At 38.2% G+C, this 26,333-nt stretch carries 25 protein-coding genes and 1 pseudogene; 18 read left to right on the top strand and 8 right to left on the bottom strand.

Annotated elements, in window-relative coordinates; all coding sequences use genetic code 11:
* The first annotated feature begins 17 nt into the window (after positions 1-17).
* From pgeF to VB694_RS03400, 4 genes are all read left to right on the top strand, one after another.
* Positions 18-794: a peptidoglycan editing factor PgeF gene (gene pgeF, locus VB694_RS03385; protein WP_323358906.1), complete on the top strand. Its 777-nt coding sequence runs from the start codon at positions 18-20 to the stop codon at positions 792-794.
* 166 nt (positions 795-960) lie between these two features.
* A complete protein-coding gene (locus VB694_RS03390; protein WP_323358907.1) occupies positions 961-2,796 on the top strand; it encodes a c-type heme family protein in 1,836 nt (611 codons plus the stop codon).
* 324 nt (positions 2,797-3,120) lie between these two features.
* Entirely contained in the window at positions 3,121-4,401 is a 1,281-nt protein-coding gene (locus VB694_RS03395) for an AAA family ATPase (protein ID WP_323358908.1), read from the top strand.
* 4 nt (positions 4,402-4,405) lie between these two features.
* Entirely contained in the window at positions 4,406-5,065 is a 660-nt protein-coding gene (locus VB694_RS03400; protein ID WP_323358909.1) for a DUF4276 family protein, read from the top strand.
* An 11-nt stretch (positions 5,066-5,076) separates the two neighbouring features.
* Here VB694_RS03400 and VB694_RS03405 read toward each other — a convergent pair whose 3' ends face one another.
* The gene (locus VB694_RS03405; protein WP_323358910.1) at positions 5,077-5,655 is read right to left on the bottom strand and encodes a Uma2 family endonuclease; all 579 of its coding nucleotides are present in this window, start codon (positions 5,653-5,655) and stop codon (positions 5,077-5,079) included.
* Between the two features lie 92 nt (positions 5,656-5,747).
* Positions 5,748-6,794, bottom strand: coding sequence for a polysaccharide pyruvyl transferase CsaB (gene csaB / locus VB694_RS03410; RefSeq protein ID WP_323358911.1), 1,047 nt, complete (start codon positions 6,792-6,794; stop codon positions 5,748-5,750).
* Positions 6,795-6,820: 26 nt separating this feature from the next.
* Between csaB and VB694_RS03415 the strand changes: the two genes are divergently transcribed.
* The 3 genes from VB694_RS03415 to hisA all read left to right on the top strand — a co-directional run bounded on the left by VB694_RS03415 (position 6,821) and on the right by hisA (position 8,324).
* Positions 6,821-7,156 (top strand): DUF2499 domain-containing protein, encoded by a 336-nt coding sequence (locus VB694_RS03415; RefSeq protein WP_323358912.1) that lies wholly within the window; start codon positions 6,821-6,823, stop codon positions 7,154-7,156.
* The gene (locus tag VB694_RS03420) at positions 7,153-7,446 is read left to right on the top strand and encodes a DUF3593 domain-containing protein (RefSeq protein WP_323358913.1); all 294 of its coding nucleotides are present in this window, start codon (positions 7,153-7,155) and stop codon (positions 7,444-7,446) included. Before VB694_RS03415 ends, VB694_RS03420 begins: the two co-directional genes overlap by 4 nt.
* 104 nt (positions 7,447-7,550) lie before the next feature.
* Positions 7,551-8,324, top strand: coding sequence for a 1-(5-phosphoribosyl)-5-[(5-phosphoribosylamino)methylideneamino]imidazole-4-carboxamide isomerase (gene hisA / locus VB694_RS03425; protein WP_323358914.1), 774 nt, complete (start codon positions 7,551-7,553; stop codon positions 8,322-8,324).
* A gap of 379 nt (positions 8,325-8,703) precedes the next feature.
* On the opposite strand, the gene VB694_RS03430 is transcribed toward hisA, so the two are convergent.
* On the bottom strand, positions 8,704-9,819 hold the full coding sequence (locus tag VB694_RS03430) for a hypothetical protein (RefSeq protein ID WP_323358915.1): 1,116 nt from the start codon (positions 9,817-9,819) through the stop codon (positions 8,704-8,706).
* Between the two features lie 56 nt (positions 9,820-9,875).
* Complete coding sequence (locus VB694_RS03435; protein ID WP_323358916.1) at positions 9,876-10,859, bottom strand: hypothetical protein; 984 nt, start codon at positions 10,857-10,859, stop codon at positions 9,876-9,878.
* Between the two features lie 413 nt (positions 10,860-11,272).
* Here VB694_RS03435 and VB694_RS03440 point away from each other — a divergent pair, with 413 nt between their 5' ends.
* The 5 genes from VB694_RS03440 to VB694_RS03460 all read left to right on the top strand — a co-directional run bounded on the left by VB694_RS03440 (position 11,273) and on the right by VB694_RS03460 (position 17,146).
* A complete protein-coding gene (locus tag VB694_RS03440; protein ID WP_323358917.1) occupies positions 11,273-12,025 on the top strand; it encodes a response regulator transcription factor in 753 nt (250 codons plus the stop codon).
* Positions 12,026-12,078: 53 nt separating this feature from the next.
* Positions 12,079-13,398: a HAMP domain-containing sensor histidine kinase gene (locus VB694_RS03445; protein ID WP_323358918.1), complete on the top strand. Its 1,320-nt coding sequence runs from the start codon at positions 12,079-12,081 to the stop codon at positions 13,396-13,398.
* 40 nt (positions 13,399-13,438) lie between these two features.
* Positions 13,439-14,104 carry a phosphate signaling complex protein PhoU gene (gene phoU / locus VB694_RS03450; RefSeq protein WP_323358919.1) on the top strand — a complete coding sequence of 222 codons (666 nt, stop codon included), beginning with the start codon at positions 13,439-13,441 and terminating at the stop codon, positions 14,102-14,104.
* A gap of 634 nt (positions 14,105-14,738) precedes the next feature.
* Positions 14,739-15,329 carry a Crp/Fnr family transcriptional regulator gene (locus VB694_RS03455; RefSeq protein WP_323358920.1) on the top strand — a complete coding sequence of 197 codons (591 nt, stop codon included), beginning with the start codon at positions 14,739-14,741 and terminating at the stop codon, positions 15,327-15,329.
* Positions 15,330-15,484: 155 nt separating this feature from the next.
* Positions 15,485-17,146, top strand: coding sequence for an iron uptake porin (locus VB694_RS03460; protein ID WP_323358921.1), 1,662 nt, complete (start codon positions 15,485-15,487; stop codon positions 17,144-17,146).
* A gap of 191 nt (positions 17,147-17,337) precedes the next feature.
* On the opposite strand, the gene VB694_RS03465 is transcribed toward VB694_RS03460, so the two are convergent.
* Positions 17,338-17,580 (bottom strand): hypothetical protein, encoded by a 243-nt coding sequence (locus VB694_RS03465; protein ID WP_323358922.1) that lies wholly within the window; start codon positions 17,578-17,580, stop codon positions 17,338-17,340.
* A 47-nt stretch (positions 17,581-17,627) separates the two neighbouring features.
* Between VB694_RS03465 and VB694_RS03470 the strand changes: the two genes are divergently transcribed.
* The 3 genes from VB694_RS03470 to VB694_RS03480 all read left to right on the top strand — a co-directional run bounded on the left by VB694_RS03470 (position 17,628) and on the right by VB694_RS03480 (position 20,198).
* Positions 17,628-17,789, top strand: coding sequence for a hypothetical protein (locus tag VB694_RS03470; RefSeq protein WP_323358923.1), 162 nt, complete (start codon positions 17,628-17,630; stop codon positions 17,787-17,789).
* Positions 17,790-18,004: 215 nt separating this feature from the next.
* Positions 18,005-18,685 (top strand): conjugal transfer protein TrbI, encoded by a 681-nt coding sequence (locus tag VB694_RS03475; protein ID WP_323358924.1) that lies wholly within the window; start codon positions 18,005-18,007, stop codon positions 18,683-18,685.
* A 271-nt stretch (positions 18,686-18,956) separates the two neighbouring features.
* A complete protein-coding gene (locus VB694_RS03480) occupies positions 18,957-20,198 on the top strand; it encodes an S-layer homology domain-containing protein (RefSeq protein WP_323358925.1) in 1,242 nt (413 codons plus the stop codon).
* Between the two features lie 52 nt (positions 20,199-20,250).
* Here VB694_RS03480 and VB694_RS03485 read toward each other — a convergent pair whose 3' ends face one another.
* Both VB694_RS03485 and VB694_RS03490 read right to left on the bottom strand, forming a co-directional pair.
* On the bottom strand, positions 20,251-21,630 hold the full coding sequence (locus VB694_RS03485) for a HAMP domain-containing sensor histidine kinase (RefSeq protein WP_323358926.1): 1,380 nt from the start codon (positions 21,628-21,630) through the stop codon (positions 20,251-20,253).
* Positions 21,631-21,927: 297 nt separating this feature from the next.
* A pseudogene (locus VB694_RS03490) lies at positions 21,928-22,428 on the bottom strand (RNA-guided endonuclease InsQ/TnpB family protein); the annotation flags it as partial.
* Between the two features lie 424 nt (positions 22,429-22,852).
* On the opposite strand from VB694_RS03490, the gene VB694_RS03495 reads away from it, so the two are divergent.
* Positions 22,853-23,170, top strand: coding sequence for a DUF3155 domain-containing protein (locus VB694_RS03495; RefSeq protein ID WP_323358927.1), 318 nt, complete (start codon positions 22,853-22,855; stop codon positions 23,168-23,170).
* A 513-nt stretch (positions 23,171-23,683) separates the two neighbouring features.
* On the opposite strand, the gene VB694_RS03500 is transcribed toward VB694_RS03495, so the two are convergent.
* The gene (locus VB694_RS03500) at positions 23,684-24,214 is read right to left on the bottom strand and encodes a cofactor assembly of complex C subunit B (RefSeq protein WP_323358928.1); all 531 of its coding nucleotides are present in this window, start codon (positions 24,212-24,214) and stop codon (positions 23,684-23,686) included.
* 153 nt (positions 24,215-24,367) lie between these two features.
* Between VB694_RS03500 and VB694_RS03505 the strand changes: the two genes are divergently transcribed.
* Positions 24,368-24,937, top strand: a complete 570-nt coding sequence (locus tag VB694_RS03505; protein ID WP_323358929.1) for a DUF3611 family protein — start codon at positions 24,368-24,370, stop codon at positions 24,935-24,937.
* Positions 24,938-24,993: 56 nt separating this feature from the next.
* Positions 24,994-26,274: a serine--tRNA ligase gene (serS, locus tag VB694_RS03510; protein ID WP_323358930.1), complete on the top strand. Its 1,281-nt coding sequence runs from the start codon at positions 24,994-24,996 to the stop codon at positions 26,272-26,274.
* Positions 26,275-26,333: the final 59 nt, after the last annotated feature.

Here is a 26,333-nt window from a genome sequence, read left to right on the forward strand (position 1 = left end):
TTTAGGTTTGGTTGAAGATGCACACTTGGCACTGGCACAATTGGGAAGGTCTACCTTACCTGACTTGTAATCTTTTGGGACTTTGGCCTCATGGTTTTTTTACTCAGCAGTTTTGGCCGCGTCTACCGCACGAGTTAACAAAGGTGTTGCAACCAGAGGCTGCTGCTTATCGTTTAAAACAGGTTCATGGTAATACTGTTTTGACTCCCCAAGAGGTTGATGAACATTTAAACCACAGCGATGATGAGTTGGCTTTGGCAGATGGCTTAATCAGTGAAGCACCTTTACAGGCGATTTGGGTGGCTTCTGCTGATTGTACACCTGTGCTGATTGGGGATGTAAAAATCGGACAGGTAGCGGCTCTACACGCTGGTTGGCGGGGTACAGCAGCGAAGATTGTTCCCCAAGCCATTGAGAGAATGCAATCCCAAGGTAGCAAATTGGCAGATTTGCGGATTGCTATGGGTCCGGCTATTGCCGGCGAAGTTTACCAAGTTTCCGTGGAAGTGGCTGCGGAAATCGGAAGCACTATTTTACCACATAATGACCCAGAAAAAATAGTTACTGCTTTACACGATTTGCCTGATTCACCTTTATTACCAGATACAGAACCCGGAAAGGTGCGTTTAGATGTGCGTCGGGTTAATGCTTTGCAGTTGCAACAATTGGGAATTGATGTAGAACAAATTGCGATCGCTCCCTATTGTACCTATCAAACTCCAGAGCATTTCTTTTCTTATCGACGGGAAAGGGAAAAAAAGGTGCAATGGTCAGGAATTGTTAGTTTGTCTTAATTTCCTAATTGCATTGACATTATGTTTGATATGTTACCGTTATATTGAGAATAGATTAATCTTGCTCTTGGATAGATGAGGATTTTAGTAGGGTAGGTAATCCCCACCTGAAAATTTATTAATCTGTTCTTCAAAACCGTGGATATATATTCTTTCTACAGAAAAAATGCGGTACAAAAAAGTTGAAGAAATGCCTACTCAGGTATTTACACCTCTTGTCAAATCTTGTCCCAAAATTTCTATTAAACTTAAGTTCACAATAGCGGTAATTATATCCTTAATAATTATCATGCCTGTGGGAGTATGGAACTTAAATTGCATCCAAGGGAAAGTGTTTAAACAAGAAGCCTATACCCGCAGTAAATTAGTCTTGAATTTTGGAGAAGCCAGCCGAAATTATGTGATTGAAGAATTAGCTCCCGCTGTGGAAAAACATACAAAAACAATGATTTTTGAGGCTCAGTCTAATGCTTTTGCTACACGCAAGATTTTTGAAATATTTAATGAACAATTACCTGATTATATTTATAAACAACCTGCTTTAAATCCCCTTAATTATGCTAATAAAGCAGATAAATTTGAATCAGAAATAATCACCTATTTTCAGAACAATCAAAACGAATCAGAAAAAACTGGATATAAAAAAAATCAAAATACAGAATGGTTTTATGTAGCAAAACCAATTAAAATGGAAACAAGCTGCTTAAAATGTCATGGCAGACCAGAAGATGCACCTCAAGAAATTAGAGATAAATACGGTACAGTTAACGGTTTTAACTGGCCAGTTGGAGACATTATTAGTGCCTTGATAATTTATGTACCTACTAAAGATTTACGCACTAATCAAGCGGTAATGATGCAAGCTTTTATATTTACTTTTATAGGTTTAACAATTGTAATTGTCAGTCTGATATATTTATTATTTGATAAATTAGTAGGCACGAGAATTAATCAGATTTCCCAGGTAATGAATCAAGCCGCTTTAAATCCTGGATATACAGTTAGAATTAATGATCAGGGTAGGGATGAAATAGGAAGAATGGCAAAAATATTTAATAGGATGGCTAATGCTCTTGATGATGCTTATGCAAATTTAGAACACAAAGTATCAGCAAGAACTTTAGAATTAGAACAAACTTTGCAGGAGTTACAAACCACTCAAGCACAATTAATTCAAACCGAAAAAATGTCTAGTTTAGGACAACTTGTAGCGGGTATTGCCCATGAAATTAATAATCCCCTCAGCTTTATTTCTGGCAATATTAATCATGCCGAAATATATACTAAAGATTTATTAAAATTAATAGAACTTTTTAGGCAAATATATCCGCAGACAGATGCCGAGATTCAAGCATATATTCAGAAAATTGACTTGGAATTCGTGACTGAAGATTTGCCAAAGTTGTTGAGTTCAATGAAAATAGGTAGCGATCGCATTGACCAAATAGTGCTAAATTTACGTAACTTCTCCCGTTTAGATCAAGCGGAAATGAAATCTGTTAACCTGCATGAAGGAATTGATAGCACTTTAGTAATTTTGCAACATAGGTTAAAAGCAAATTCAGATCATCCAGAAATTATAGTTATTAAAGAATACGCTGAGTTACCTTTAGTTGAATGCTATCCAGGACAACTGAATCAAGTATTTATGAATTTGCTTAGTAATGCTATAGATGCTCTTGTCTCTCACTGGGAAAATAATTCCATCAAGAATGGAACACAAGCAAATTTTACACCTCAGATTTTGATTAAAACCGAAATAGTAGATTCTGCATCTATCAGGGTAAAGATTGGCGATAATGGAGCAGGGATAACTGAGAAGGTAAGAACACAAATATTCAATCCTTTCTTCACCACAAAACCCATCGGTAAAGGTACAGGCTTAGGATTATCAATTAGTTATAAAATTGTCGTTGAAAAACATAAAGGATCGATTTGGTGTGAATCAGAATTAGGACAGGGAACAGCATTTTGTATTCAAATTCCCGTGAGACAATTATAAAAATAAAGCATAATATAATATTGAACTTATACCATTTCTTTATGAGACTGCGCCGAATTTCCTAACCTTGTCTTTCCTTCTCTGCGTCCTCTGCGTCTCTGCGGTTAGTTTATCTTTAAATTGAGCGCATATTTATACAGAATTGGTATTACCTTTGGAGGTGAAAGTCCCCTGCTTCTACAAGCAGCGGGTTTTGCGTCGAGGTAAAATCCCCGTTGCAAAACTTAATTCTACATTCTACATTCTACATTCTTTTAACTTATCCAATTGTTATATTATTAAAGCAAATGATAGGATTATTTTTAGTTGCGTAGAGGGTCTTAAATGTCTAAAGTAGAAGGCTTTAGGGTCAGAAATTATAGAGTTCTTCGAGATATCACCTTGGGTAAACTGTGGAACACGCAGAACGCCAAGCCATTAGCACCAATGACCGCAGTTATCGGTAAGAATGGTGTAGGAAAAAGTACAATTTTCGATACTTTTGGTTTTCTGGCCGACTGCTTGAAAAATGGAGTAGAAGAAGCTTTTTATGCTCGTGGTCGTGGTGGTTTTGAGAAAATTCGTTCTCAAGGACAAGAGGGCAGTATTGAGTTTGATATCTATTATAAAGAGGATGGTAATGCCCGACCAATTACTTATGAGTTGGCAATAGATATTGATTCATCTGGAAGACCTTATGTAAAAAAGGAGAGACTCAGACAAAGAAGAAAAGGACAAACTAGGGGACAACCTTTTTCTTTTCTTATTCTCAATGAAGGTAGAGGAATTGCATGGAAAGGTGAACAAGAAGGTAAACAAGTTGAAGAAGAAAAAGGTGATTTTGATTTATCCAAATTCATAGAAAAAATCCAAAGAGAAGAAAGCAAAGAAACTGAAGTAGTTGAACTTGATGATAAACGAAAACTAGGAATTGCTACTTTAGGTTCACTCAAGCAACATCCCAGAATTTCTATGTTTAGAAGATTTATTGAAGGATGGTATTTAAGCTATTTTACACCAGATGCTGCCCGCAGTTTACCTCTAGCTGGACCCCAAAAGCATTTGAATATTCATGGAGATAATCTCGGTAATGTAGTTCAGTTTATGGAAAGAGAACATCCAAAAAAATTTCAATCTATACTTGAAAAAATAGCTCACAAAATTCCCGGTGTCAACAAGATTAGTACCTACCCAAGTCCAGATGGAAGACTTCTTTTGTGTTTCAACGACAAAGGGTTTCAAGATCCATTTTATTCCCAACAAATGTCAGACGGCACACTCAAAGTATTCGCCTATCTCCTGATGTTAGAAGACCCATCACCACCACCATTTTTGTGTATTGAAGAACCAGAAAATGGACTTTACCATAAACTTTTAGAAACCCTAGCGCGAGAATTTAGAGAACACGCTACAGGTCACAAGCATGGATCACAAATATTTGTAACAACACATCAACCATATTTTGTAGATGCCCTAGAACCTGAAGAAGTTTGGATATTAGAAAAGGGCGAGGATGGATTTGCTAAAATTAAGCGAGCTAGTGAAGATCCTCTGATTAATAATCTTGTTTCTGAAGGGTTGCCCCTTGGCGGACTTTGGTATAGTGATTACTTGGATGCCAGGTGAATATATGCACTTTGAGATATTAGTTGAGGATATTTCTGGCAAAACTGCTTTGGAAATTATTGTACCCAAAATTATTAACACTGAACAACACACATTTAAGATCCATCCTTACAAAGGTATAGGACATATTCCTCAAGGTTTAAAATCTACTTCTGATGCTAATAAACGAATTTTACTTGATCAGCTACCAAGACTTATTCAAGGCTATGGTAAAACATTTGCTAGTTATCCTGCTGATTATAAGGCTGTCCTCATCATCATTTGCGATCTTGATGACCGCTGTCTGAGTGCTTTTCGGAAACAACTACTTGAACTAGAAAATTCTTGTAATTCCAAGCCAAAAACACAATTTTGCATTGCTATTGAAGAAGGAGAGGCATGGTATTTAGGTGATTTAGCAGCAGTGAAGAAAGCTTATCCGAGCGCCAAACAAGCAGTTTTAAATTCATACACTAATGATGATATCTGTGGTACATGGGAGAAGTTAGCAGATGCAGTATCTTCCGGTGGTTGCCAAAAGTTGTCTAAACTTGGTTATCAGGCAATTGGTAAAGAAAAGGCTGTTTGGGCAGAAAAAATTTCTCCTTTTATGGATATTGAAAATAATCAATCACCAAGCTTTTGTTATTTTCGAGATAAGCTTCGCTACTTCAGTGGTGAATAATATTGCTGTATTTATCCCAAGACTATTTGCAAGTTTAAAACAAACCCTGGTAAAACATCTTCTCCTGATAATTCTTGGGGAAATTCTAATACTTCCACAGATTTACCAAGACGATAAATTTCAACTTGACGCATTTTCCGATTAATTAACCAACCTAATTTAACTCCATTATTTATATACTCCTGCATTTTTGCTTGGGTGTCTTGTAAACTATCACTTGGTGACATTAACTCTAAAACAAAATCTGGTGCGATTGGTGGAAACTTCTCCTGTTCTTCCGGTGTGAGTGCATCCCATCTTTCTTTTTTTATCCAAGCGACATCAGGAGAACGATTTGCACTATTGGGAAGTTTAAAACAGGTGGAAGAATCGAAACAAACTCCTAGTTTAGTTTGACGATTCCAGAACACAAAATCTGCGGAAATTTCAACATTGCGTTTTCCAGTTCCTCCTCCTGTGGGTGACATAATCTGTATTTCTCCTTTTGCATTGCGTTCAAATTTAACTTCAGGATTTTCTCGACAAAGTTGATAAAATTGGTTGTCGGTGAGTTGGATAATGGGGTTGAAGTTGACGGTGATAGCTGTCATAGTAATCTCCTTGGAGATGATATCAACTTTGTTGAAATTATTATAACTTATAGACTAAGTTTGTATGATGTAGTTGTTGAATTTACGAAATTTCACTTTAACGCTTCCTGCAACAATTCCCGATGCAAAAACGCCCCATTTACCAAAGATTGGATTTTCTCAAATGATAAAGACTCACCATTTTGATAAAAATCCAACCAAGTTTTACTAATTGAATTTACATCATCTGGTATATTTGCTAAATCCCATCCAGGTATAGATAAATCTTCCATCAAACGGTTTATTTTGGGATCATAACTTAAAGCAAAACAACGACAACCTTCACTAGCTGCCATAATTAAACTATGTAATCTCATACCAATTACCATATTTACACCCCGAAACGCACCTTTTAAAAGTTGGGGATCTTCTAAACAAAGAATTTGACTCTTATCTGTTAATTGCAGTTGAATTTTTTCGGCAATTTCTAAATCTTCGCTCTTCTGAAATGGTAAAATTAAAATGTATGCTTGAGTAGCTGTTTGTAAATCAACCAAAGCACGAGTTAAATTGGTTAACCGAGTTTCTGTAAGTTGAGGATGATTTCGGAGAGTAACTGCAATTCTGGGTTTTGGTAAATCGGCTAATTCTGCTACTGGCTTGGATTCTAACGCCCAAACCGGGTCAGGTGCAAGGATATGTGGTATATTCCAATCTGATAATAAAGCAGAACTATTGCGATCGCGCACACTAACTTTCACACAACCTGCAAAATTCTGCCTTGCTAACCAACGAGTTTGCGGACGCAATAAAGGACCTATTCCCTGTCCCCAAGCTATCGTTTTCAAACCCATAACTTGAGCGATCGCCATTAATCCGCCATAATAAAAAGGGCTAATGGTACTAGTCACATCCTGTATTAAACTCCCACCACCCCAGATGAACCCATCACAGGAACGCAAAGCCTTAATTACCTGTAAAAGCGCCATGCGGTTGTAACTCTCCACACCATAACGCCGATGAGTTTCTTCAGGATTTCCAGAAAGTACCACAGGGGTAACATCAGGTGGTAACATTTGCAGAAGTGTGGCTAACAAAGCTTCATCACCACCATTACCCTTACCGTAATACCCAGATAATAAAACTCGCATCTTCCCCATTTTAGATTTTAAATTTTGAATTAATTATGCACGCACTTTCAATTCCTACCTGGATAATTCATGTTTCTAGTGTCATTGAATGGATAGCCGCTATTTGGTTAATCTGGAGATACGGTGAACTGACAAAAAACCCTAGTTGGTGGGGATTATCCTTTGCTATGTTACCAGCTTTAATCAGTGCAATGTGTGCTTGCACCTGGCATTATTTCGACAACTCCGAATCTCTAGAATGGTTAGTCACTCTCCAAGCTACCATGACATTATTGGGTAATTTTACCCTTTGGGCGGCAGCAGTGTGGATTTGGCGTTCTACCAAGTCTGCAACCACCGTTGAGACAAAAACTATCAAATCAGAGCAATGATATCAAAAGAAACCCTATTTGCCCTTTCTCTATTTCCCTATTTGGGTTTCTTGTGGTTTATCAGCCGCAGTCCACAAATGCCACGTTTCGCCCTATATGGATTTTACGGCACATTGGTATTTGTCGGTGTTACCATCCCCGCCGGAATTTATGCCAAAGTGCATTATGGAGAACAATTAGCCAATATAGACTGGTTACATGGCGGTGCAGAAGTCTTTTTAACCCTTTCTAATATCCTCTTAGTATTAGGTTTTCGTCAAGCAGTCCAAGAATTACGGGATAAGGAATAGGGAGATGGGGAGAATAATATATTACTCCTGCCTTTTGCCTCTTGCCTTCTGTTCCCTGTTCCCTGTTCCCTGTTCCCTTCTTTCCCAATTACCAATTACCAATTATGGAAGTAATACCAGCAATTGATTTACTAGAAGGTCGTTGTGTACGACTATATAAAGGAGATTACGCACAATCGCAAGTATACAGCGAAAATCCCGTTGAAGTTGCGAAAATGTGGGCAGATCAAGGTGCGACGAGATTACACTTAGTTGATTTGGACGGAGCAAAAGCGGGTAAAATTGTTAATTTAGCAGCCATTGAAGCCATTAGTAATGCAGTTTCAGTACCTATTGAAGTTGGTGGAGGTTTGCGCGATCGCTCTAGTGTTGCACAATTATTTAATCTCGGTGTACAATGGGCAATTCTCGGAACTGTCGCCGTAGAACAACCCCAACTAGTCCAAGAACTCTGTCAAGAATTTCCCCAACAGATTATAGTTGGCATAGATGCTCGTAACGGTTTAGTTGCTACTCGCGGTTGGTTAGAAACCTCAGAAGTTTTAGCTACCCAACTCGCTACCCAAATGCAAGAATTAGGTGCAGCAGCCATCATTTACACCGATATCAACCGTGATGGTACACTACAAGGACCCAATTTAGACGCATTACGGGAACTCGCGTCTGCAATTTCTATACCTGTTATTGCTTCTGGTGGTGTGAGTTCTGTCACCGATTTGTTAAGTTTATTATGTTTAGAACCCCAAGGCGTGACAGGTGTAATTGTTGGTAAAGCCTTATATACTGGAGATATTCTTCTCAAAGAAGCATTGCGAGCAATTGGACTAGGACGCATTCAAGATATACCACCCAATCTCGATTTTTCTAGTTTCGCTTGAATTGCTGAAATCAATTACACATTATTAATTTCTGGAATGATTTATCTTTCTGGTGTAGATAAAACCGTCACTAATTTTACAGATAAATCCGATGTCTAACCAAGAACCAAACTCTAACCAAAATTCCCAAAAAGCGCAAACAAACAACAACGCCAAAAAGAAAAGAAAACAACCACCTTTAGGATTTGGAAAACCGAAAACAGAATAAATCAATACAGGATGATGATAGGAGTAGGGGCGAAGCATTCGGGCGATAAATTGTCGGTTTTTCCCCATGTAGGGGCGAAGTTTTTTCCCATGTAAGGGCGAAGCATTCGGGCGATAAATTATCGGTTTTCCCCAAGTTTATCTTCCGAATGCTTCGCCCCTACGATGCTGGTTATTTATTTTTTACTTGACTTTTGGCCTGTTCCAAGGCTATTTCTTTAATAGCCTGATAGGAATTAACATTTGCAGTTCCTTCAATTGCTTTAACAGCCAAATCCTGAACTTGTTTAAGTGCAGATTCTAATTGTTTAGAGAGGTTTTGCAATCGCGTTTCCTGATTATTAATAGTTTGTTCTAAAGACTGCAATCTCTGTTCATAAAAACGTTTTTGTCCTTCCACTTCTTTAGCATATAAATCTGATTTTACTTTAGCTTGATAAGTTGCAATACCTTTACCTTCTTCCGTGGCTTTTTTAATTGCAGCTTCTTTTTCTTTCGGGAAAACTTCTACTTTATTTTTTAATTCTTCAAATTGTTTTTCTCGTTCAGAAATTGCTTTTTCTCTTTCAGCCCACTGTTTTGCAGTTTGTTGTTGCAGTTCTTCCAATTCTTTATATAATAACTTCTCCTGTTGTGCATATTCATCACTGGCTAATTTTCGCTGAAGTTCTAAATCATATTTATATTCAGACGCATCCCGTTGTCTAGTTCTATTTAAATTATCATTGCGTTCTTTAATTGTCCTTTGATGTTCTTCCTGTTCTTTTGTCCAAGCATTTCTCAGTTCTAATATTTCTTGGGATAAAACCTCATAGCGTTCGTTATATTCCTCCTGATAAGTTTTAGCGTTATCATCATAAGATTGAATGAGGGTATCTAAAATGTTTTCGGAAATTTCTAAATTATGCAGTTGGGATAATTGTTGAATTTCATTGGTTACAGATTCACCAATTTCTGCCAATTTAGAAGCTTTTGTACTTAACTGTTCTGATAATTCATTAGCTGCACTACCAAATCCTAGCTGAATTTTAACCAAGCTTTCAATAGTATTATTCATTTTTTGTTGAATACTTGTAGGCTGACTCATAGCTATTTTAGGTTCTGATTTAGGTTCTGATTTGGGTTCTGATTTAACTTCTGCTTTGGGTTTTTCTTTAGGTACAGATGGAGTTTCTTTTTGCGCTTGTTCAAGTTCTGATTTCAGTGTTGCTTGTTCTTTTACTAACTCTTCATAAGCTTGGAGAATTTCGGCTTTTGTGCTTTTTGCATTGGGTTTTTTAGCTGACATAATTAACCTTTGAAAGACTTCAAAATATCTATTTTTTCAATTGGGTATAGCAAAATCTACTTAGAATTGGAACTATCAAAAGCTCTCATTGCCAAATCTTGTGCTTGTTTGAGTGCGGTTTGTAATTGCGTCGAAATACCTTCAATTTGTTCAAGTTGCTTCTGAATTGTTTCTTCTAGAGATTGAATTTTTGCTTCATAACTTTGTTTATTAGATTCCCATTCTTTATCAAATAAATCAGCTTCAACTTTAGCTTTTTGGCTAGTTTCTTTAATTGCATCTTCCCTAGCTTTTTTCACAGCTTCTTCCATTTCAGTAGGAAAGGTGGCTACTTTTTGCTGATATTCAATAAATAAATTCTGACTTTCCGTGATAATTTTCTCTCGTTCCGTCCAATCTTTATCTTTCTGCTGAGTATTTTCTTGTATTTCTAATTCTAATTGGCGTTTTTTTGCTTGATAAGCATCTGTATTCAGTTTACGATTAGTTTCTAATTTATATTGATATTCTTCCTGTTCCTGTTGACGTTCTTTTGCTAATAATTCATTGTAAATTTGCAATTTCTCTTCAAAGTCTGTCTGCTCTTTTTGCCATTCTTTGCGTCTTTGAGCCAGTTCTTTTTCTAATGCTTCTCGTGTATTATTAGTATCTTGTTCTAAAATTCTTAACTTTTCTTGATGTTCTTGAGTAAAAATATCTAACGTATCTGCGACAATTCTAATTTGCTGTAATTCTTGTAGCCGTGTCGTTTCAATTTCTATTGCTTTATTCAGTTCATCTAATTTAGAGTTCTCCTTAGCTAACTTTTCTGAAAGTGCATTAACAATACTACCAAACTCTAACTGTAAATCAGCTAACCCTTTAACAATACTGTCAACTGTATAGGTAGAAGCAGCATCCAAAATTTCTTGGTTTTTAAATTTTTCTGCTTCCTCTTGTTTAGTGGCTATTTTTGATTCTAGTGTTTTCCTTTCTGCGCGAATTTGTTGAAATGCTTGCACTAGTTGTTGTTTACTTTCTTTAATTGTACCTGTGGTCATATTTCAACTCCTGGAAATAGTTAATGATTAAATGAGTAGTCAGATATACCCGATAGACACAAATTAGCCTTTAAATCTGCGGTTTTAATGCAGTATAAATATTGAGCCAATAGCTGTATAGTTTATACTCAAGAGTTTTGGAGGTCAAGTTTGCTTTGCAAAGAGTAGATATTAGTATATTTGTACTATACTTAACTAATTTGTGATTGTCAAGACAAAATATCCCTGAATCAGAATAAATATCGATAGTTGTTGAAAATACTTGTTCACTCGTAGTAAATGTGATTTATAATATATTCAATTTGTTATATTCAATACAATTTGTTTAACATCGATCCCCTGAAATCAATGTGAATGCAGCTTGGTTCAGACATTATTCAGTACAAGTACAGTCTCCAAATATTGTGTCATCAATGTATACCACCGAATTAACTAAGTATTCCGCTAAATCGGATATAGGACAAACTAGCCGCATTTTAGTAGTAGAAGATGAAGAACTGATCCGGGAAATGCTATCTGTATCGCTGGAAGAAGAAGGTTATGAGGTCATCACGGCTATTGATGGTCGAGCAGCTGTAGACCAACTCAAAAATTGCGAATCCAATTCAGGGGAATCGTCTTTTGATTTGGTAGTCTTAGATTTGATGCTACCGCAAATCAATGGACTGGATATTTGCCGAATAATACGTCATCAAGGTAACTCAGTTCCGATTTTGATGCTTAGTGCCAAAGGTAGTGAAACTGACCGAGTGCTGGGTTTAGAAGTAGGTGCAGATGACTACCTAACGAAACCATTTAGTATGCGGGAAATGGTGGCTAGGTGTCGCGCCTTGCTCCGTCGTCAACGTTTAATTAATTTGCCATCTGTCCCCGTACTTAAGTATAAAGATATTACTTTAAATCCTCAAGAATGCCGTGTGTTGGTGCGAGGAAAAGAGGTAAATTTATCACCAAAAGAATTCCGCTTACTGGAACTGTTTATGAGTTATGCTCGTCGGGTATGGTCACGGGAGCAATTGCTAGATCAGGTTTGGGGACCAGATTTTGTTGGTGATAGCAAAACTGTCGATGTTCATATCCGTTGGTTACGGGAAAAATTAGAGCAAGACCCCAGCCACCCAGAATATATTGTGACTGTGAGAGGTTTTGGTTATAGATTTGGTTAACTGGTGCATATAGTTGTTAGTTTGGAGTAATTACATCACAACTAACGACTTAAATGTTATTATTGGGATTTATTCTGGGTTTATCCGTCGGACTGAGTTTTTGGCTTTGGCAACAGTTTCAAATCAACAGCTATTTGGAGCGGGTTGTCCAACCTTTAAAATTCCGTTCTGATAAAATAGGACTACCTCTACTTCCTCGCTTACGTCAGGAAATCTCAGATGTTAAGCAACAACAACAAGACTTTCAGCTGTCCTTAGATACCTACAAGGAATTACTAGATTTTGCCCCGTTGGGATATTTGCAAGTAGACGAGGAAAATCAATTATTATGGTGTAATCAGCAAGCTAGGAAAATATTGGATCTGCAAAGGTGGCAATCAGGACAGGTGCGCTTATTGTTAGAGTTGGTAAGGTCTTATGAACTTGATCAGTTAATTGAACAAACTCGTGATTGGCAAAAACCCCAAATCAGAGAATGGATTTTTCACCCTTCCCGTGAAAATGCTAAAGCCATGTTAGAATTACAACCTTTGGCTTTAAAAGCTACCAGTTTGCCTTTACCGGGAGGACAAGTAGGAGTATTCTTAGAAAATCGCCAACCATTGCTAGATTTGAATCAGCAACGCGATCGCTCTTTTTCTGATCTCGCGCATGAACTCAGAACACCTCTAACCTCTATTCGTTTAGTCGCAGAAACGCTACAATCCCGTTTAGATCCACCCTTAGATCGTTGGGTAAAGCGGTTAATGCAGGAAGTTGATCGGCTGATTAATTTGGTGCAAAGCTGGTTGGAATTGACACAGATGGAAACTAACTCCACCATGCAATTACATCCAGAAGTGATGGATTTGCGATCGCTCATTACATCAGTTAAAGAAACATTAGAACCATTAGCACAACATCAGCATCTAAGTATTTCTTATTCTGGTCCAGAACGCATCAGCATCCAAGCTGATCAATCCCGAATGTACCAGGTATTTGTTAATTTATTAGATAATTGTATCAAATACAGTCTTCCTTATAGCAGTATTCACATTGAAGTTAAGGTCATTTCTGTTAGTGACTTGACTATAGGCTATGGCCAATCTCAACTATTGGAAATTAATATCATAGATTCTGGTAGTGGTTTTGACCCCACAGATTTACCTCATGTGTTTGAGCGATTTTACCGAGGAGACAAAGCCAGACACCACGAGTCACGTTCTGAGGGTAGTGAAACAACTGCAATTACTGGTAGTGGGCTGGGTTTAGCCATCGTTCAACAAATAATTATAGCCCATGGTGGAGTAATCAAGGCCATGAACCATCCTGAAACTGGTGGCGCTTGGATACAAATTCACCTCCCTGAAGCTATTGCAAACCCGTTAAGTTAAGACTATAGTTAAAAAAATATAAAATTTTGAGATTAAAAGTGTGAAAGCTGGTTTTCATTATCCCAACTCTGAAAAACCCGAACCTGAACGCAATATTAGACGTTTAGAACGTGATGTATTGCGTATGGGAGCTTTAGTAGAACAATCATTCCGTCTCAGCCACCAAGCGTTATTTGCCCGTGATTTAACAGCAGCTGAGGAACTACCCAGATTAGATAAAAAGATTGATCGCTTTTATAGACAAATAGAGTCTGAATGTACATCAATCATGACACTTCAAGCCCCTACTGCTCAAGAATTGCGCTGTTTAAGTTCTTTTATGCAGTTAGTACGAGACTTAGAGCGTATTGGAGATTATGCCAAGGATTTAGCGGAAATTGCCATTAAAATCTTTCCTTACCCACCTCATGCTTCTTTACCAGAAATTGCGCTGATGTCACATCATGCCCAAGCAATGTTAGCAACTAGCTTGGTGGCTTTGGCCGATTTGGATGAAGTCAGTGGTCGGCGTATGAAATTTTTAGATGATACTGTAGATAATGCTTATGATACTTTATACCAAATTTTAGCATATCAGCGGGATGTTCCAGGCATAATTGAGCCAATTCTACTTTTAACCTTAGCAATTCGATGTTTAGAACGAATGGCAGATCACGCTACTAATATTGGTCAACGAGTTGCATATATTGTCACAGGCCAACGCTAGTATCAGTTAGCAGTTATTAGTCTGTTTATTGTATACTTTGGGCTGATAACTGTTGCTTTTTGCCAACTTGAACAACAAATAAGTTAAATAACATACATTTCACTAAAAGCTTACCTGTTCTTAAACTTTCAGGATTAGAGTAGTGAGAGATAGGTAAAAATATTTTCTATCTGAATAGATATTAACCCTTACTTTACCAAGTAAACAAGTTAAATACTTCTTTTGTAGTTGCTTAACATTGATTGACATCACAGGTGGTTATTTCCGAATCTTCTGCATTTATAAGTTGTTATAGGGATAATATTTGATTTATGAAACGATACGTAGGGTGCGTCAGATACAACAAATCTGTTTATTGATAAAATTTATGCAGTCTGACGCACCCTACAAATACTTAGATTAATAATAAGTCCTAAATAATTCTTAGTTGTTTTAATTAGGAAACAACATCTAAATTACCAACATTGTTGTTTTTTATGGATGAGAATAATTAGGAATTACATCACAAAAATATTTATACAAATTATACAAACCTTCGACTATAAAATTCCCCCCGTAACTTTATAAGTTGGTATAGCTACATGATCCAAGCTATCAACAACAACCAAATTTCCTACACATCTAAAATCTAAAAATGACGTTTTCTACAACTGAAACCCTAATATCCCCAGCAAACAAAAACTTAAGCCAACACTTATGTACTCGTCGGTCAATAATTCCAGTCAGAAATGATGTACTGTGGCGGATTGATAGAGGCATAGTTCGTACCTTGACTTGGACTGAAGAAGGTACATATATCACATTAGGCTATTGGGGTTCAGGAGATATAGTTGGCTATCCTTTGTCAAATATCAAACCTTACCAAATTGAATGCTTGACAAGTGTGGAAACAACAATGATACCGCCTCATCTCTGGCATGAAGATATCAAGGCTTTGTTATGTCATATCCAACAAGCGGAAGAACTTTTAAGCATATTACATCAAAAACCCACTTCACTAAAACTGTGGCAATTTTTAGTGTGGTTAAGTGAAAAATTTGGTCGTGATTTAGAACAGGGTCGATTAATTGATTTAAATGTTACTCATCAGGATATATCAGAGGTACTGAACACGACTAGAGTCACGGTTACACGCCTTTTACAAAAATTTGAAGAAGAAGGGAAAATATTACGCCATAAACGCAGTATCGTTCTGAACTTACCTCCCAGATTAAGAGGGATTTAAGACAAAAATTAAAAAAATTAAAATAGGGGGTTGTGTTAATCGGCATAAATCATGTATAGTGATTACTGAGAATTTTATGTGTAAATTCCCTGAATAATAAAGGGAACTTATCATAACCTTAGAATTTTTTAGGTGTGAGTGAGAGAGTAAAAAACATGACAAAACAACTTTGGAATGTTCTGAAAGTTAGTCCAGCTATTGCAGCTACTTTGCTGTCTGCTAACAGTGTATTAGCAAATGAAGTTAGCCAAGAACAAGCAACCAGCGTTGCTAGTCTGTCCCAAGAAGCTAATAGCATCGGTCAAGTAACATCCGTTTCTCAATTTTCTGACGTGCAACCCACTGACTGGGCGTTCCAAGCTTTGCAGTCTTTAGTTGAGCGTTACGGTTGTATTGCTGGTTATCCTAACGGTACATACCGTGGTAATCGTGCTATGACCCGGTATGAATTTGCAGCTGGTTTGAATGCTTGCTTGGACCGTGTTAATGAATTGATTGCTACAGCAACCGCTGACATGGCAACCAAAGAAGATTTGGCTACCTTGCAGCGTTTGCAAGAAGAATTTTCTGCTGAATTAGCAACTCTGCGTGGTCGTGTTGATGCTTTAGAAGCGCGTACCTCTGAGTTAGAAGCTAATCAATTTTCCACCACCACCAAGTTGAAAGGTGAGGCTATTTTCAGCGTGTCTCAGGCTTTTGGTGGTAATCAAGTAGGTGGTTTAGACGTAGATACAAACACCACTTTCTCTGACCGGGTACGTTTGACCTTAGAAAGCAGCTTCACTGGTAAGGATATGCTGCAAACCCGGTTGAATGCAGGTAACATCGTCCAAAATAACTCTAGTGTTGCTACTGGTGGTACAGGAACTAACATGACTCGTTTGGGTTATGACGTTGGTACTGTTGCTGCTGCTGATAACAGTGTTAGTATCGACAAAGTTAACTACGCTTTCAACCTGAGTGACAAAATCCGCGTCAAGATTGATGCTGTTGGTGGTGAGTTGAATGAAAACGTTAACGTTTTCAACCCTGATTTCAGAAGCAGTGGTTCAGGTGCGCTCTCTCGTTATGGACGTTTCAGCCCTATCTATCGCCTAGCTAAAGATGGTGCAGGTATTACAGTTAACGTCAGTCCTAGTGATAAATTGACCTTGAGTGCAGCTTATTATGCCACAGGTAGGGATGATGCTGCTGATCCATCTGCTGGAGAAGGTTTATTTGATGGTAGTAACACTATTTTCGGTCAGATAGCATTTAAGCCCAGTAAATCTTTCAACGTAGGTTTAGCCTACGCTCGGTCTTATCAGACTACTGGTGAGACCTTAAACTTATTTGGTGGCACTGGAAGCAACTTTGCTAATAACCCAGGATCAGCAGCTGCTGTAACTGCTTTTGGCACTGCTGCTACTGGTGTTGAATCCAACAACTACGGTTTACAATTAAGCTTCAACCCTAATAAAAAAATCACATTGGGTGGTTGGTTAGGTTATACAAATGCCAATACTGTAGGTGGTACTGCCGCCAGTGGAGACTTCTTTTACTGGGCTGCAACACTTGGTGTGAAGGACTTTGGTAGAGAAGGTAATACTTTAGGTTTGATCTTCGGTCAACCACCTAAATTTACAGGCGGTGAATTGGCTGGTACAAACGTGGCTGGAGAACCCGATACTTCTTATCATATAGAAGGTCTGTACAAGATGAAGATTTCTGACAACATTCTTCTCACACCTGGTTTGTTGGTAATCTTGAATCCTAATCACAACGATGCCAACAGTACCATTTATGTAGGTACTTTGCGTACTACCTTCAGCTTCTAAGTTAAGTGATGAGTTAGTTGCATAGTAGGCGTTTCATCAATCCTACAAATTTAAACCCGCCCAAGGGCGGGTTTTTGTTTGGGAAATTGTCAGAATCAGGATTTCCAGGATTAAAGGATGAACAGGATTGAAACTAGGGTTTTCTCACCTGTTGCCAATTTATTACCAATTACCCATAGGACTTACCTAAACTAAGCTAGGGTTTTTACAGATTTAATTCCCTGGCTGCATTTTTGAATTAATAACCAACGATCAGAATCTTTATCTAATGCTGGCTTGAGACGGAAATTAAACACTTCTTCCCATACATCTATCCCGTACTGATTAACAAAATTAGCTTCTAACATTTTGAATTGTTGCCAGTTGCGATCGCTAATTGCATTCAGCATAGGAACAATAGTAGTGATAGGAACTTGAGTAGCTGTTTCACTCATTTGGGTAATCCTCAAAAATACATATTATGGACAGGGGTTCATCCTCTGTGTCGATAATCTCGACTAATCGTTTACCTTTGCTTTTAGCAAGTATTTTACAACGCTCTTCGGTTGCGGCCGCTGACCAAAATAATGTATTTACTCATCTTTTTTATCCTCTTGGTAACTGGGAAACTGAGTCTCACCCTGAAAAATACAGTCAAATTTAAGAATTTTAGATTTTTTCTCGTTCCCATACTCTGTATGGGAATGAATTACAGAAGGCTCTGCCTTCTATTAAATCAGAGTCAGAGCCTCTATGATGGCATTCCCAGTCGGAGACTGGGAACGAGATATACTTATCAACTGACAACTGACAATTGAAGAAACTATCCCAGTCAACCCACGTCATCACACCTATCACATATCATTGGGAAAATCATATATGAGTAGTCTTATGCGTTGGCAATCTAAAACTGCTGCACTGATGGCAATAGCTATTACTACAGGTGCTGTCACTCCTTTATTTACCTTTACTCCTGCTCAAGCACAATTCAATCTTAATCAATCTCGCACAGTTACTATTCCGGCAAATGTTACCTTACCTGTTACTTATGAAAAAGAGAAAGTAATTGTTAATCCTGGAGAAAGATTACCCCTAACTTTGAGAATAGCTAACGATATTATCGACAGCAACAGAAATGTTTTAATTCCTGCTAGAACTGAAGTTGTGGGAGAGTTAGAACCAGTTAACTTGGATAGTGGTTATTACAATGACAATAAGAAACAAGGTGTGCGCTTTGTAGCCAGAGAATTAGTGTTTAGTTCTGGAAGACGGCAACAGATTAGTGCTAATTCTCGCACTATCTCTGAAACCGAAAGAATTTCCCAGGGAACTGATACAGGAAGGGTATTAACAGATGCGGCCATTGGTGCTGGTGCTGCTACTGTGATTTCACTACTGACGGGTAACAAAAAAATTGAAGTTTTAGAACCTGTTGGTGGTGCTGCTGCTGGTGCTTTAGCCAGTATACTGTTACGAAAAAAACAAGCTGATGTCTTCGTTCTGCGACCAGAGGATGATTTAGATATCACACTTTTGTCCAATTTGGTGCTTTCCCGTTAATAGACTTAACTGAATTGAAGTCGTGACTTTTATTACAAATATTTGTTCTTAGATCCCCAACTTCGGTAAGAGGTAGGGGATTTATTACTTTAGAAGTAGGGTATCTATTGCTTCATAAGCTTAAACTGTTCTTGAACTGGAGAAAGAAGACTACAGGTGAAACTATATACAAAATATAAAAAACATAGGAACTGTTTAATGTCAAAATTGTCTAGGTAGTTAACAGAGTAGTTAACAAAAAGAACAAATAATTTTTACAGGAGTAAAATCAATGTTTACTTTAAATCGCTTGCAATCAAAAACAGCCCTATTTATGGCTTTAAGTGTCACAGTCGGTACTGTAGCACCTTTAATGACATCTGCGCCAACCTTAGCACAAACGGGTTTTTCTGATGTTTCATCTAACTACTGGGCATCACAATTTATTCAACAATTATCACAACGGGGTGTAATAGCGGGATTTCCTGATGGTACATTTCGTCCAGAAGAACCGGTGACACGCGCTCAGTTTGCCGCGATGATTAACAAAGCTTTTAGTAAATCTGCACAACGGCAACCAATCAATTTTAACGACGTACCCAGTAATTATTGGGCATTCAGCGCCATTAGACAAGCTTACACCATTGGGTTTTTATCGGGATATCCTGGTAATGTTTTTAGACCGAATCAAGCTATTCCCCGTGAACAGGTTTTAGTTTCTTTGGCTAACGGTTTGGAATATGCTGCTATGAGTAATACTGAAAGCACTCTCCAATATTACAACGATTCTGGCAGTATCTCCGGCTATGCCCGTAGTCCCATAGCTGCGGCTACTGAGAGAAGAATTGTAGTTAACTATCCGAATGTTAGGTTTCTCAATCCCAGTGTTACTGCTACTAGAGCGCAGGTAGCGGCTTTTATTTACCAAGCTTTGGTGAGTTCTAATCAAGCTGCTGCAATTAATTCACCTTATATTGTGGCTCTGCAAACTACTCCACCACCAGTTACAACTGTAACTATTCCCCAAGGAACTATGATTCCTGTGAAGTATGAAAAGGCAGAAAAAATTCTGGTGACAAAAGATGAAACTGCACCTTTAATTTTGACAACATCACAAAATGTGATTACCCAAGATGGTACAGTGGTTATTCCTGCTGGTAGTCAAGTGATTGGTAATCTCAGACCGGCTACAAATGGTTCTCAATTTGTGGCTGAAAAATTAGTTTTAACCAATGGGCAAGAATATAATATTAGTGCTACTTCTGGTGTGATTACTAAAGTTGAGACTGTGAGAAAAGGGACTAGCACTAGTTCAATTATCAGAAATACTGTTTTGGGTGCAGCGGCAGCGGCAGCGGTATCTGCGGTGACAGGCGATCGCGCTATTGCGACAGAAGAAGTTCTGGGAGGTGCTGGTATTGGGGCGCTGATTGGTCTTTTCTTTGGTAGAAATAGTGTTGATTTAATTGCCATTGAACCTAACACAGATTTAGAAATGACAATCAATCAAAACCTGTTAATTTCTCTGCAATAGTGATTGGGGATTGGGGACTGGGGATTGGGTAAGAGTTTTTCCCCATTACCAGTTACTCTTGAACTTCAGGCAACCAAATAATAAAAGTAGTTCCTGTGGGATTTAGATCCCCGACTTCTTGGAGAAGTCGGGGATCTTGTTGTTGAGATGCAGGGCTGAAGACTTCTATTTCTCCCTGCATTTGTGCTATCAATTGTTTAGCGATCGCAATTCCCAAACCTGTACCGGGGATTTCTGTTTGTGCTTGTACACCACGGTAATGTCTTTCTCCCAAATGTTCTAAATCTTCCGCTGGAATACCAGGACCTGTATCACTAATAGCAATGCCTTGAAAATTAGCTTTTTTCTGCCCTGCTTGAATCCAAATTTTCCCACCGGCCGGAGTATATTTTAAAGCATTATCAATAATATTACTCAAAACTTCTGTTAATGCTTTCATATTAGCTCTTGCCAATGGTAAGTTTTCAGGAATATCTGCGATTAATTGCAGATTACGTTCTTGGGCAATAGCTTGAGCAGATATTAATAATGGTACTAATAAATCTGTTAAGTCGCAATCAGCAACATTTTCCCCTGTTCCTGGCAATAATAGCAGTGGTTTGGCTGCTTTCTGCACAGATGCTTCGACAATCACCGGAGATTCTGGTAAGGGAATGGGTGTTAAATCTGCATCTGTTAAATCTATAACTTGATCAAACTGTTGTAATAATTCTTTGAGGCGATCGCTCTCCCGCACTATACTAGTCGCTACACTTTGATTAGGATCGGTTGGTCGCAATCGCTTCAACAGCAGTTTACCAAAAGTACGAATAGCCGTCAAAGGGTTACGAAACTGGTGCAAAAGATTATCGAGTAAATCCCGTTGTTGTTCTTGAAAAATTTGCTGTTGATGTAGCTGCTGCTGTAACCAAGCCCGACGCTGATCTAAAATACAAGCGATCGCTAGAGTTTTAGCTATGCGCTGAATTTCGCTCTCTTCTGATTCGTTCCAGGTTCTATCTTCCCTTCCTGTCACCAATAACCCCATCATTAAACCTTCATAAATCAGAGGTAAAACAATTTGATTCCCACTGAAGATATATTCATCTTCTAAATTGGGTTGGGTTGTGGTATTTTTGTTTCCAGACTCCTGAGATGGAGAAGCAGATGTTGATCCTGCTGTCAATAACTTTCCCCGTTGATCTGGCAGAGCCAAAATATGACCAAATTTGATTTGTTTGTTGACTGTACCCTGATTTAACTGCTCTCCATGCTTTAATCTTGCCGTTTCTGGGTAAACCACCACAGGAATCAATTGCGCCTCACCTGTGGGGCTGTCTACTAATTCTTGCGTTAAATAAACAACACTCAAAGACGCTCCCAGTCCTTGAGTTAACAGCGATATTTGCTCTCGACACAGAGCAATAAAATCAGAACTGGCAGACATTAACATTTTTTAGCTCTTGCTCAGGATTGTGGATTAGCAGGGAAGCCCTAACAGGGAATAGAGAATAGAAGACATTATTCTAGCTTTTTAATCAAAGAAATAATCATAAGACTGTTATTTGATTTTTTAGTTTTTTAAATATACGTAGGTAGGATTATGCCTGACAAAATTCTTCTCTGGTCAGCATGATTAGCCCGATAATATTGATTATACAGGGGTTTGCCAAAACTGAATGCTGACTACTTGCTGTCCAAAAATACGGAATTAGGGCATTAGTCTGAAATGCTGATTCAAGCTAGTGAACTACCGACACTGACCTGACGGTACAGTGTGGGCTTCCTGCCCAACAGAAAGCACAGTAGTAGATTTCTTGCGTCCTCTATTACTGCGACTTACTTCTGGGCGACAGGCTTTATCCCCCGTTCCAGAGGTCATAATTCGTAGTCCCTCATTTCTGAGGTTTATCGCTGCATTAATATCTCTGTCATGTTTGGTCTGGCACTTCTTACAAGTCCAAAATCTTATATCCAGTGGCAAACTTCCCACTTGATTAAGGCATACATGACAAGTTTTTGATGACGGGAAAAATCTATCAACTTCTTGATAAATCTTACCTTCGTTTTCTGCCTTGTATTTTAGCATGGTACAAAATATTCCCCAGCCAACTTGTTGAATAGATTTAGCCAGACAGTGATTTTGCATCATGCCTTTAACATTAAGATTTTCCACCACAATAACTTGGTTTTCGTTAACTATCCTACGAGATAGTTTATGGAGAAAATCTTCTCTACAATTAGTTATCTTTCTATGGACTCTAGCAACTTTCTTTCTAGCTTTATTTCGGTTGTGTGAATTGCCTCCATGTTTTTCTCCCTCGCTGTCGCTTTGGTCGAAAAACCGTCGTTAATTCACGCGCCATTCATGAGGACACTTGCGTGGGCGGCTCTGCCGACTTGAGCAAAGTGTCCGTCCCACGCTGCCCTTCGGGTCAGTCGTGGGGCTTCTGTCGGTTAAGCTAATTTTGTTGACTATTTCCAATTTTCTAGTTATTTATACTGTACTGAATTTGCTATCTGGCTACTGATAATTTCTCTAAAGTGCAAATAGATGACTTTAGTTGTATCAAAAGGTTAAAACCCATTGATTTTTTCAAGTAGAACTTATATAATTACGACGGGTTTTGTAGCTATGACTACAATCTTATAGCTTGAAAGAGGAGGACAATAGGTTGGCAAGGAGACGTAAACGGAAAAGTCGTCGTCGTCAAGAAGGACGACGGATTTTAGAACACGTGCCTCAATACAGCATCGAAAGTGGCGAAGATAAACCTGTGACAGCAGCGAGAAAATTCATTCAAGCTGAAGGTATCTTGCCTCCTGCATTGCTACTTGTAAAACGGAATGAACATACAACAGACCGTTATTTCTGGGCGGAAAAAGGTCTGTTTGGCGCTCAATACGTAGAAGAAAATCATTTCTTGTTTCCCAGTCTGAGAGTGTTAGAACCTCCTGCTGCTCAAGAATTAGTGGCTGTGGCTAGTCGTTAACATCTAAAATTGTGATTTTTTACGGATTGAATGTGACTTCTTACTTCTGACTCTGACATTAATTAACTGGCAAAATTAAGCAGTTTATGCAAAAATTTAAATTTTTTTAAGTTTGTAGCTGAACCGCCAGTAGAGCTTACCCAAATTAGAGCATCAACTATTTTGCTGTAAAAGGCTGCAATGGTTTGATATCTAGTCTGCTCATATAGCAGGGAGTAGCAACAAAATCAAGCACATAAAAAAAGCGTATTGCTTCGACCACTCTGGCTTAAACTGCCAAATTTTTCTGTCAGCGGATTTAAATAATGCCGATGACAGAAATAGTCAGCAAAACTGCCAACATTAGATTTGTTTTGCCTCCTCCCTACTGTTCCTTTCCTCAAAAGTCATACCTAATTATCTGTGAATTTGCGCTCAACAAAGCTTATTTTCATCCAGAAAAGGTATTCAGTCAGAAGTTTGTATTTAATCATCAGGACGTGATTCCTTGAACGTTGGATTAACACCCAAAGTTCAATCAACCATCTTTAACTGTAGCGCCCTCTGTAACTCAGCGAGTTCATCTCGATGGGCAATAACAGTAATTATACTTGAGAAGTGTTGTTCATTTTGAATTGCTTCCATTTTGAGTGACACTTTCTCAATTCTTCCAGCTTTTTGCCAATAAAATATACCACTCAAGGGTGATAAAAGAACTAAAGCCAGCAAAAATGGACTTTGACTAGAAATAAGCTGAGATAAAACCAGAGATAGACAAGCAAAACCAACAGCTGCTAAAACAGTCAAAAAGATAGCTAGAAACCAGCTAGGTCTGACAAAACCTTCAAAGATGACTTGATTCTGTTCTTGATCTACAGATGTAACGCGGTAAGATCGGGAGCGAAAATAATCTTTTAGTTGGGTCATTAAACTAGCTTCATCTTGCTCAGATACTAATTTCGCTTTTTCTATGCGGTCTTTAGTAGAAGCGCGAATAAAGAAAAACAAACCAACTGATAACAACAATGTTAGCAGGAAAGTAGATGGCACTATAGCAGTATCCATAATGAATTGTTATTTTTTGACTTGATCTGACTTATTCATTATCAATTATTCTGGAAGTGAAGGGAACAGGTGACAGGTGACAGGTGACAGTATAAATTGAGTAATTACCCATTACCAATTACCAATTAGCCAATATATTTAATTTTTAGTTTTATGACGCAAAATTTTGAAACCCCATCCTCTAATCTTCGGGTAATTGCCCAAAATTTTCGCCTAGCTGGTTGGATTAGTTTCTGGATTCAACTGGTTCTAGGCGTAATCTCTGGGATAATAGTTTTATTATTTGCCATATTTAGTCAAAGAGCCGGTAGTCCCAACAACAATCCTGGAACTGGATTTGGTGTATTTCTGGCTATTTGTGGGCTAGTTGTTTTAGGTGTGGGAATGTACTTAGCCTATCGTTACACCAGAATTGGTAAACAACTGGAATCCTCCAATCCTACCAATCGTCCCCGTAAACTAGAAAGCGTGCAAATATTAAGATTGGGACTATGGGTGAATTTGGGAGGAATACTAGTAACGCTGTTGGGAGCGCAGGCCATTGTTGGTACACTCGTAGCTAGGTCTATATCTCCACAAGCCGCAACAACCCAACTTTTTGACCCCACTCGGATTATTAGCGGTTTAGATATGCTAGTAGTTCAGGCTAATACAAATACTATTTCAGCGCATTTTGCAGGGCTTGTAGCTTCACTGTTTCTGCTAAATCGCATTACCAAGTGATAATTGCGTGAAGAAATGATATAACAACTTAGAACCCGACCAAGAACAAGCAAAAAATGCTAGATATTAAACAAATAAGAGAAAATCCCCAACTCGTACAAGACAAGTTGAACAGTCGTAGTGGTAAATACGATATTCAGCCTATATTAGATTTAAGCCAAAAACAACGGGAACTAGAATTAAAACGCAACGAATTACAAGCCCGTAGTAATGAAATTGGTAAACTGGTTGGACAAAAGGTAAAATCTGGTGTTAATCCTCAAGATCCAGAAATACAAGCCTTAAAGGAAGAAGGAAACAGCCTCAAAATCACATTAAACGAATTAGAACCCCAGGAAAAAGAATTAAAAGCCCAAATTCAAGAATTACTCTTAGCACTTCCTAACCTTCCTAGTGATTCTACTCCCATCGGTGCAAGTGAAGATGATAACCCAGAAGTGAGAAGATGGGGAGATGAATATAAACCGGAAAACCCGAATATTTTACCTCATTGGGAAATTGGCGAAAAATTGGGAATTTTGAACTTTGAAAGAGCGGTTAAAATCGCCCAAAGTCGGTTTGTCAGTCTTATAGGTGCTGGTGCAGCTTTAGAAAGAGCATTAATTCAATTTATGCTTTCTAAACATATTGAAAATGGCTATATTGAAATTAGTCCACCGTTGTTAGTAAATACAGATTCTTTAACGGGAACTGGACAATTACCTAAGTTTGCAGAGGAAAGTTTTAAATGTGCAGATGATGAATTGTGGTTAATTCCTACTGCGGAAGTTCCGGTTACAAATTTTTATCGGGGGGAAATTATCAACGCAGAAGAATTACCAATTTATCACTGTGCTTATACTCCTTGTTTTCGTCGGGAAGCGGGAAGTTATGGACGGGATATGCGGGGTTTAATTCGATTGCATCAATTCAATAAAGTGGAGTTGGTGAAGTTAGTAAAACCGGAAGATTCTTTTGAGGAATTAGAGAAGTTAGTTGCTAGTGCAGAGTCAATTTTACAGGGTTTAAAATTGCCTTATCGAGTGATTAATTTATGTACTGCTGATTTAGGTTTTGGGGCAACAAAGACCTATGATTTAGAGGTTTGGTTGCCATCTTCAGGGAAGTATCGAGAGATTTCTAGTTGTTCTAATTGTGTTGATTTTCAAGCCAGAAGAGCGGATATTCGGTTTAAGGAAGCTGGTAAGAAAGGGACGCAATTTGTACATACTTTAAATGGTTCTGGTTTAGCTGTGGGAAGGACGATGGCGGCTATTTTGGAGAATTATCAGCAAGCTGATGGAACGATTAAAGTACCGGAGGTTTTGCAGGTTTATTTGGGTAGGGAGGTTTTGTAGTTTAGGGTTTTTGTAGAGGCGTTTTTGGGGTGCGTCTCTACATGGTTTAAAAACATATA

It is taken from the genome of Anabaena sp. UHCC 0451, from assembly GCF_034931405.1.
Lineage (GTDB): Bacteria > Cyanobacteriota > Cyanobacteriia > Cyanobacteriales > Nostocaceae > RDYJ01.